The sequence below is a fragment of the Streptococcus danieliae genome (assembly GCF_013415245.1).
Classification (GTDB): Bacteria; Bacillota; Bacilli; order Lactobacillales; family Streptococcaceae; genus Streptococcus; species Streptococcus danieliae_A.
Window position 1 is genome coordinate 1 of sequence record NZ_JACBXX010000065.1, and the last position, 8,642, is coordinate 8,642.

At 44.4% G+C, this 8,642-nt stretch carries 9 protein-coding genes; 3 read left to right on the forward strand and 6 right to left on the reverse strand.

What is annotated here, in order from left to right:
- The first annotated feature begins 199 nt into the window (after positions 1–199).
- Complete coding sequence (locus HZY94_RS01950) at positions 200–1,147, forward strand: DHH family phosphoesterase (RefSeq protein WP_179924799.1); 948 nt, start codon at positions 200–202, stop codon at positions 1,145–1,147.
- Positions 1,148–1,246: 99 nt separating this feature from the next.
- Complete coding sequence (locus HZY94_RS01955) at positions 1,247–1,489, forward strand: type B 50S ribosomal protein L31 (RefSeq protein ID WP_160332052.1); 243 nt, start codon at positions 1,247–1,249, stop codon at positions 1,487–1,489.
- A gap of 94 nt (positions 1,490–1,583) precedes the next feature.
- Here the strand turns inward: HZY94_RS01955 and HZY94_RS01960 are convergent, their stop codons facing one another.
- The 5 genes from HZY94_RS01960 to HZY94_RS01980 are packed head-to-tail and all read right to left on the reverse strand — an operon-like array spanning position 1,584 to position 4,965.
- Positions 1,584–1,922: a YlbF/YmcA family competence regulator gene (locus HZY94_RS01960; protein ID WP_179924800.1), complete on the reverse strand. Its 339-nt coding sequence runs from the start codon at positions 1,920–1,922 to the stop codon at positions 1,584–1,586.
- Positions 1,923–1,975: 53 nt separating this feature from the next.
- Positions 1,976–2,248, reverse strand: a complete 273-nt coding sequence (locus HZY94_RS01965; RefSeq protein WP_179924801.1) for a DUF1634 domain-containing protein — start codon at positions 2,246–2,248, stop codon at positions 1,976–1,978.
- Between the two features lies 1 nt (position 2,249).
- On the reverse strand, positions 2,250–3,092 hold the full coding sequence (locus HZY94_RS01970) for a sulfite exporter TauE/SafE family protein (protein WP_179924802.1): 843 nt from the start codon (positions 3,090–3,092) through the stop codon (positions 2,250–2,252).
- A gap of 23 nt (positions 3,093–3,115) precedes the next feature.
- Positions 3,116–3,805 (reverse strand): type I 3-dehydroquinate dehydratase, encoded by a 690-nt coding sequence (locus HZY94_RS01975; protein ID WP_179924803.1) that lies wholly within the window; start codon positions 3,803–3,805, stop codon positions 3,116–3,118.
- Positions 3,802–4,965: a class I SAM-dependent rRNA methyltransferase gene (locus HZY94_RS01980; protein WP_179924804.1), complete on the reverse strand. Its 1,164-nt coding sequence runs from the start codon at positions 4,963–4,965 to the stop codon at positions 3,802–3,804. The genes HZY94_RS01975 and HZY94_RS01980 overlap by 4 nt, the downstream gene beginning before the upstream one ends.
- A gap of 260 nt (positions 4,966–5,225) precedes the next feature.
- Between HZY94_RS01980 and HZY94_RS01985 the strand changes: the two genes are divergently transcribed.
- Entirely contained in the window at positions 5,226–7,415 is a 2,190-nt protein-coding gene (locus HZY94_RS01985; protein ID WP_179924805.1) for an LTA synthase family protein, read from the forward strand.
- A 29-nt stretch (positions 7,416–7,444) separates the two neighbouring features.
- Here HZY94_RS01985 and HZY94_RS01990 read toward each other — a convergent pair whose 3' ends face one another.
- Complete coding sequence (locus HZY94_RS01990) at positions 7,445–8,224, reverse strand: LytR/AlgR family response regulator transcription factor (protein WP_179924806.1); 780 nt, start codon at positions 8,222–8,224, stop codon at positions 7,445–7,447.
- Positions 8,225–8,642: the final 418 nt, after the last annotated feature.

Consider the following 8,642-nt stretch of genomic DNA (forward strand, 5'->3'; position numbering starts at 1 on the left):
CATACTCTATTATACCATACACAACCATATACAACAAGAAAAATAGTTGGATTTTACAAAAAAACTCAGCTCTATCAAGGGTTTGAGCTAAGTTTTCATAAATCTAGGTGATAAAGTCGGGATTATATCACAAGTAATCTGAAAGTTTGCATTGCTCCGCCCTTATGTTAAAATGGAAAAAAAGCAAAAAGGAATCACTATGGAAGCAATTGTTGAAAAAATACTGGAAAAGATTACCCAGTACGATAAAATCATCATCCACCGGCATGTCCGCCCAGACCTCGATGCTATCGGTAGTCAGGTTGGTCTACAGAACCTCCTCCTCCTCAATTATCCCGAGAAAAAAATCCTAGTCACTGGCTACGACGAGCCCAACCTCCATTGGCTAGCCGGCATGAACTATGTCGCCGACGAGGACTACCAAGACGCCCTCGTGATTGTCTGTGACACCGCCAACCGGGAACGCATTGATGACCAGCGCTACCAGAATGGAAAAGAGCTGATTAAAATCGACCACCACCCGGATGATACCCCCTACGGCGATATTTCCTGGGTCGATCCCCAGGCCTCATCCACCAGTGAAATGATCACGCGCTTCTCCCGTGAAGCCAATCTCCTCATGGATGTTCAAACCGCTCGTCTACTCTATGCGGGAATCGTCGGCGACACTGGTCGCTTCCTCTTCCCCTCTACCTCCAGCTTAACATTTGAAATGGCCGCCTATCTGCGCCAATTCTCCATTGACTTCAGCGACCTGTCTCGCCAAATGGATACCATCAGCCTCGAAATTGCCAAACTCCAAGGCTATGTCTATGACAACCTTGAAATTGACGAAAACGGAGCGGCGCGTGTGATCATCCGGCAGGACCTCCTCAAACAACTCAAGCTCAAAGAAACCGACACCTCTGCAGTTGTCGGAGCTCCTGGACGCATTAAAGACGTCCAAAGCTGGGGCGTCTTTGTTGAGCAAGAAGACGGCGGCTACCGAGTTCGCCTCCGCTCCAAAACGATCCCTATCAATGAGATTGCCAAACAGCATGACGGCGGCGGCCATCCCCTCGCCAGTGGGGCCAACTCCGCTAATCGAGCCGAAAATGACCAAATCTACTCTGAAATTCAAGATTTACTGAAAAAAAGTCAGAAATAAATCAAAAAAACTTGCCAAAGCCCATCACATTTGGTAAACTAGCTAGGTAATAATCTATGGCTCGCAAAGAGACCATGGCAGAAAGGATTTTTTAACATCATGAAAAAAGATATCCATCCAGAATATCGCCCTGTTGTCTTCATGGACACATCTACTGGTTACAAGTTCCTTAGCGGTTCTACAAAGAGCTCTAACGAAACTGTTGAATTTGAAGGTGAAACTTACCCAATGATCCGTGTTGAGATTTCATCAGACTCACACCCATTCTACACTGGACGTCAAAAGTTCACACAAGCAGATGGACGTGTGGATCGTTTCAACAAAAAATACGGTCTCAAATAAGTCTCAAAAACCAGCCAAAATGGCTGGTTTTTTTGCTATTCTCTAGCCAAAGTATTTACCAAAAAAAGAGGCCTAATGGCCTCCTTCTCACAGCTTACTGCAATAATTCTTGAACAGGTTCGAACACAATCCGCTCGAGATCACTGAGGTAAACACCCAATTGCTGTTCCTTAGCAAAGAAATTGGATACTAGCTCATTGCTTTGAATCTTCTCAGAAAACTCACGCATCCGTCCCTCAAAATCACCTTCAGGTGCTTGGCCCATTTGCGCCATGCGTTGCAATTCATTTTGAAATTGGATGTACTCCTCAAAAATAGCCTGGGCTTCTGGATTTTTGCCAATCTCTTCCTTAGCCTGAACCACAGCTTGGTATTCAGGTAAACCACGAAGACGACGATTCAACTCATTTGCGACATCATAGATATTGGACATACGATTTTCTCCTTTTTATAAAAAATACACTAGTTTCCTAAAAGAAAGCTTGATTAGGCAAAGACGATTGATAGAGCAATAATGACTAGAACCAAAAGGGTAATCGCCATATAAAGACGGTCTTTTTCCTGGTAGAAAAAGATCAGGGAAATCAAGACCCGCAGGATAGGCGTTAGCATCAAGGCCCAAACACCAAACAAGAGGGTCAGCTGACTGGCTTGTTCCAAGCCCAGGACATGCAAGAGACTGCCCAGAGCCAAGAGAATCACCGTGGACACCAAACCGATTCGCAGCAAGGCTTGAATACTGGTTTTGATAGACTGCATCTTACCCTCCTAATCCTCTGAGAAACATTTGGACCCCTGTCACCAACAGCACCAGGACAAATAAGACCCGTAGAAAGGCCACCGGAATCCGAGGCATCAACCGGCTACCTAAGGTCGAACCCGCAATGACCCCAAGAACAATCGGTGCGACAATGGGCAAGTCAACCGAACCTTGACTAAAGTAGAAGATAGCGGAAGAAACTCCCGTAACTCCCATCATAAAATTAGCGGTTGCAGAGGATACTTTTAGGGGCAAGCCCATCACATTATCCATCGCCAGGACCTTAAAGGCCCCTGCTCCAATCCCCAAGAGGGCTGAAGCAACACCGGCTAGAAACATAATAAAGGATCCCAGAGGAATATTGGCTGCCTGGTAATCAACCTGGGTCTTGCTTTGCAGATCCTGGTAAGAACCACTGAGGGACTTTTGCAGGCGATTTGGCTCTTTTTGGACTGCACTCTGCAAATGGTGGGTCTCCCCGCCCCTTATTTTTTTCCACATGGTATAGGCTTGATAAAACATTAATAAACCATAGAGGATAAAGAGAAATTGACCTTGCACCAGCGTCGACAAAAGCGCACCGACAAAGGCGCCAATGGTCGTAAAAATCTCCAGGTACATAGCCAATCGCAGATTGAGCAAGTCATCCTCCAAGTAGGCCAGGGCAGATCCCGCACTGGTTCCAAGGACCGCAAAGATGGAGACCACAACCGCCACCTTAATGTCATAGCCTAGGGCAATGGTCAAGATTGGCGTTAAAATGATGCCACCACCCAAACCCAAGAGGGAGCCTAGCAAACCTGCCAAAATACCGATACTGATAAAGATTCCGAACTCAAGCATGAGTCACCTCCCTTGAGTTCCAACTACTCAGAATCCACATCATCGATGGCTTCCAAAATCTGCCGCGTTTTATGTAGAGATAACTGACCCGAAGCACTCGGAGCCTCCAAGGCTGCAAAAGTCCAAGCAGATCCCGTTAAGTCACCGGTTAGCCGTGTCCAAACACCTAATTTGCCAGTCGAGATGGTAACGTAGTCCTGCTCTGGATTTAAGGTTTTGAACCCGCGTGTATAATTCATTAAATCCAGCACATCTTGTTCATGCTGAGGCCGAACTGCAACCTTGACAATACGAGGATTCAGAGCCGTCAATTCGGATAAAATTTCCATCAAGTTATCAGGGGTTTCCTCATAGTTATGGTAAGTCAAAACCAAGTTTGAAAAATCCAAGACCTGTTCAAATTCTTCGCGATAGGCATAAAATTCAAAATCAATATACTCTGGTTGGTACAAGGCCTGAATCTCCCGCAAAATGGACACATACTCCGGTCCACTCAACTCCATCTTCCCACCCTGACGCGTCGTTCGTAAGGTGAAAATAATTTCACGACCTGCAAATTTTTCAAAAATGGCTGGGGCCAGGGCAATAATGTCCTCCTTCTTGGGACTATAATCTGCCCGCCACTCAATAATATCCACCGAGTCAAAGCGATCGGTGTCCAATGCCTGTACATCTTCGAGGCTGGTCGGCATGATTGGTACAACTAACTTCATTCATCCACCCTTATCTGTATAACTTTTAAATAATTACTCGTCGGCTCCTCAGCATAACTTGGGAAATCCTGCGGCAGGCGGTAGACCTTCTCAATCGCATAAGAAGTCTCTCCCATTCCTTTTTGAATCTCCTGCTTGAATTTATCCAAAGACAACTGAGCCGCATTTGTACTGAGTATCATTTTTCCTTGCGGAGCTAAAATTTTAAGTGACTCTTCCACCAAACGATGGTAATCCTTGCTGACGGAAAAGACTTGTTTTTTATTCCGGGCAAAACTTGGAGGGTCAATAATCACGACATCAAAGATCAAGCCCTTCCGAGCTGCATAGCGCAGGTACTCAAACGTATCCATCACCACCAAGGCTTGGGATTCAAGCCCCATTTCATTTGCCTGAAAATGCGCCTGTGACAACTCTCGACTGCGCTTAGCTAAATCTACCGAAACGGTCTCAAGCGCCCCACCAGCCACTGCTGCAACTGAAAAGGCAGCCGTATAGGAAAAGAGATTCAACACACGCTGGCCCTGAGCCAAACCCTGAACCAAATCCTTACGAACCTCATGCTGGTCCAAGAAAATCCCCGTCATCCAGCCATCATTGAGAAACACCTGATAGCCGACACCATTTTCAACAATCAAAAATTGATCAGGAGCAGGCTCCCCATAGAGATGGGCCGTTTCATAGCCCGGTCCCTGGAAACGAACTTTTTCGTAAGCCCCCAAACACTCTGGGTAAATTTCTTGGAAGCAAGAAATAATGTCATCCTTCTGTTGAAAAACAAAAGCATTATACCAAGAAAAGAGTAGGTAGTCTCCATACAAATCAACCGTCAGACCAGGAAGACCATCCCCTTCCTGGTTAAAAATCCGAAAGGCTGTTGTCCCTTGATCTTGCAAGTAGGCTTGACGTTTCTCCTTTGCGGCTGCGACAAGGGCCTTCAACCCAAGGTCCGCCCAGGTCACGGCCTCCCGTGATAAAACCCAGCCAACACCTTTATTTTGTTTGGCAAGATAGCCTGAAGCCAAAAACTTGCCATGTTGATTGTAGAAGTGTACAAACTCATTGTCTAAATCAGTTGGTTTTAGGTCCTTCTCATTCAAAAGAATCCTTCCCTGTTCAACCTCTAGTTGACACTTCTTTGATAGAACTGCTTGTTTCATATCTTCAATTATAACAAAATTTACAGAATAATTGGACAAACTTCTCTTTTTCGAGTGCCTATCCGCTTGATTTCTTTCATCTTTAACAAGACGGACAGCTCCAAACTTAACCGTTTCTTAAAAATAACCACCCCTTCTCTTGATTCTGGTTTCCCTCTTTCATTTTGTGATATAATCAAATTTGAAACAAAATTGGGAGGATTCCCAAAATAACTGTCTCATCCATAATGGATATATAGACAAAGTAAGGAAATTATTCCGTGAGAAAACTAACACAAACACTTCTAACGACCATGAGTAGTCGATTGGGCTTGGTCTTTATTCTCCTAATCCTCTACTGGTTAAAAAGTATCGCTGCCTATTTCCTCAATTTTAATCTGGACATCCAGCTCGGAAATATGCAAGGCTTTTACCAACTGGCCTTAGCGATTCTTAACCCACTACCGCTAGGACTCCTACTATTAGGACTCCCCTTTTATGCCAAACCAACCAAAGTCTACTACCCGCTCTTAGCCATCATGTACCTGGTACTCTTCTCTTGGCTTTTCTCCAATGTCATTTATTATCGGGAGTTCTCAGACTTTATTACGCTCAATACTATGCTCGCTTCGAGCAGTGTTTCTGCAGGTTTGGGAGATGCAGCTGCCAAGCTCTTTCGACCATTCGACCTCCTCTATTTGTTGGATATTCCAGTCATTGTTTACCTTTTCTGGAAGAAAAAAGTCACCTTTGATGATCGTCCGCTTAGCTTCAATGCCAGCTTTGCGATTACGTCTTTATCAACCATGCTCTTCTCGGCCAATCTGTTCTTTGCTGAGGTCGACCGTCCAGAGCTATTGAGTCGAGGCTTCTCCAACTACTATGTGGTCCGTGCTTTGGGACTTCCTGCCTTCTTTGGTTATAGTGCCAACCAGACCTACCAGGCGGATAAGGAACGGGCCAAGGCTTCCGAAACCGATTTAGAACCTGTTTTGGAGTATATCAAGGAGCACAATGCAGAACCGAACCCCGCAACCTTCGGAATTGCCAAGGGGCGGAATGTGATTTATCTCCATTTGGAGTCTTTTCAACAATTTTTGATTGATTACAAACTCAAGTCTAATAATCAAGAGTACGAAGTGACTCCTTTTATCAACTCACTCTATCATTCAAGCGAGAGTTTCGCCTTCTCCAATATTTTCAACCAAGTTAAGGCTGGAAAAACATCGGATGCTGAAACCATGATTGAATCAGGCTTGTTTGGACTCAACCAAGGATCCTTCATGGTTAACTACGGGGGAACCAATACCCAACAAGCAGCACCGCATATTTTGGCCCAAACTGGCGACTATACTTCTGCCGTTTTCCATGGAAACATTGGAAGTTTCTGGAACCGAAACACAACTTACAAACAATGGGGCTATAACTTTTTCTTTGATCAGTCCTATATGAGTAAGGCCACCAGTGAAAATTCCTTCCAGTACGGCTTGAATGATAAGATTATGTTCAAGGACTCCATTAAGTACCTTGAACACATGCAGCAACCCTTCTACGTTAAGTACTTAACGGTTTCCAATCATTACCCTTATACCACTAGCTTGATTGGCGATGAACAAGGATTCCCCTTGGCAGAAACCAAAGATGAAACCATCAATGGCTACTTTGCTACAGCTAACTACCTTGACTCCGCCATCAAATCTTTCTTTGATTACCTCAAAGAAACTGGCTTGTATGAGAATTCAGTTATTGTCCTCTATGGTGACCACTATGGAATTTCCAATTCGCGGAATCCATCCCTAGCTCCCCTATTGGACAAAAATCCTGAAACCTGGTCCTCCTATGACAATGCCATGTTGCAACGGATTCCCTACATTGTTGTCGTGCCCGGCATGCAAGATGGAGCTGTCATCGATACCTATGGTGGCCAAATCGATATGTTGCCAACCCTGGAACATCTGCTTGGAATCAACTCCAGCAACTTCCTCCAAGTTGGACAGGATCTCTTGTCACCTGACCACGAGCAGATTGTCGCCTTCCGCTCCAGTAACTATTTTGTAACTCCAGAATACACTTCCTATTCCGGTCGGACCTACTACACTGCTACTGGAGAAGAAATTACCACTCCTGACGAATCCACTCAGAAAGCCATTGATGAGGCTAGAGATAAGGCCAATAAACAGCTCTCTATCTCAGACATGATTCAAACAGGGGACCTCCTCCGCTTCTATAGTGAGAACCGCCTAGGCAAACCAGACGTAAGTAAAATCAATTACAATAAGGCCATGGATCAACTGCTGAAAATTGAAAAAGAAAAAGGCCAAACATCTAGCAGCTTGTTTAGCCAACGTCAATCCAGCACCCTTGACCTCTTTGACTCACCAACTTACAAGGCCTTACACCCGGAACAATTCCTTGAGGATACCGACTCAAGTAGTTCGTCCAGCTCCAGCCAGGAAGAGGCCGAAGAATAATCAATGTTTAAAGGACTTAGCCAGTAGCGCTAAGTCCTTTTGTCATCTCCTCCATAAAAGCGAGAACAGGCTTGGCATTGAAAGTGAATCACATTTAACAATTCCATCATCCGATTTCTAGAAATCGGACAGGAATAGCCCTTAGGAAAAAAAGCCAATCGTAGCTGCCGATCAACCCGCCGAATATTAAATGGGTTGACCAAAAAGGACCGGTGACAGCTAAAAAGAAAGGGGCTTGTAGCTTTGACATCCTGTAAATTCGCAATAACCGAGACTTCTTCATCACTGGTAACAATTGAAATATAATGGGCTCGAAAACTTCGTTCAATATAAAAAACCTTCCGCACCGGTATCTGAATTTGTACCTGCGAATTCCGGATTAAAATCAACTCCTTAGGCGTATCCTGAATAAAATAGCCATGAATCTGCAACAGCACAGTGGCTAGCCGTTGATGAAAGCGGATGGGAGGCAAATCTCGCAAAATATAATCCAACACACCAACCTGGCTTCTAAAAACTTCTTCCATAAAAAACAAGGAGTCTGCCACAATAATAATCGAAGCTAGGGCATCCCGCTTCCGAATTTGAACGACCAAATCAAAAAAAGTCTGGCAAGGAGCCTCTCCATGGAGAACCAGAATAAAGACCTGATGACTCCCCCTTCTTGACCAAGCATCCAACAAACCCGCACCGGTGGACTGGATCTCCAACTGCTCCAACTCAACACCAATTGTCACTACAACATGTTGCAGTAAATCTTCCCACCAAAAATGATCTCGACAAAGCTCCTCATAAACAAAAATATTCATAACTCCACTTAAACATTTCCCTTTCACCTTATTATTCGAAGAAATTTGGCACAAGCAGCTCCAAATCCAACCCTATAAGAATACAGGAAAAAGAGCCCTTTCAAACTCTCCTGTTCTGAAAGGTTGTGAAAACGTTCCGAATGGGAGATTAATTGAGAAAAACCGACTTTCTGTCAACTGTAGTAGCTAGAATTTCTCAATCTATAAATAGTGAATAGAATAGAACCCAGAAATGACAGAAGTAAAAGGCTTTTCACACAACAAAAAAAGGCTCTTTGTCAACTGTAGTGGGTAGAATTTTACAATCTATAAATAGTGAGTACAATATAGCCTAAAAATGGCTTCCTTTCAATTCATATGGGATGCTTTCCCTGTGGTGGGGGACGGCAGCGACCTCTGACGAGTTCCATGCCTTACA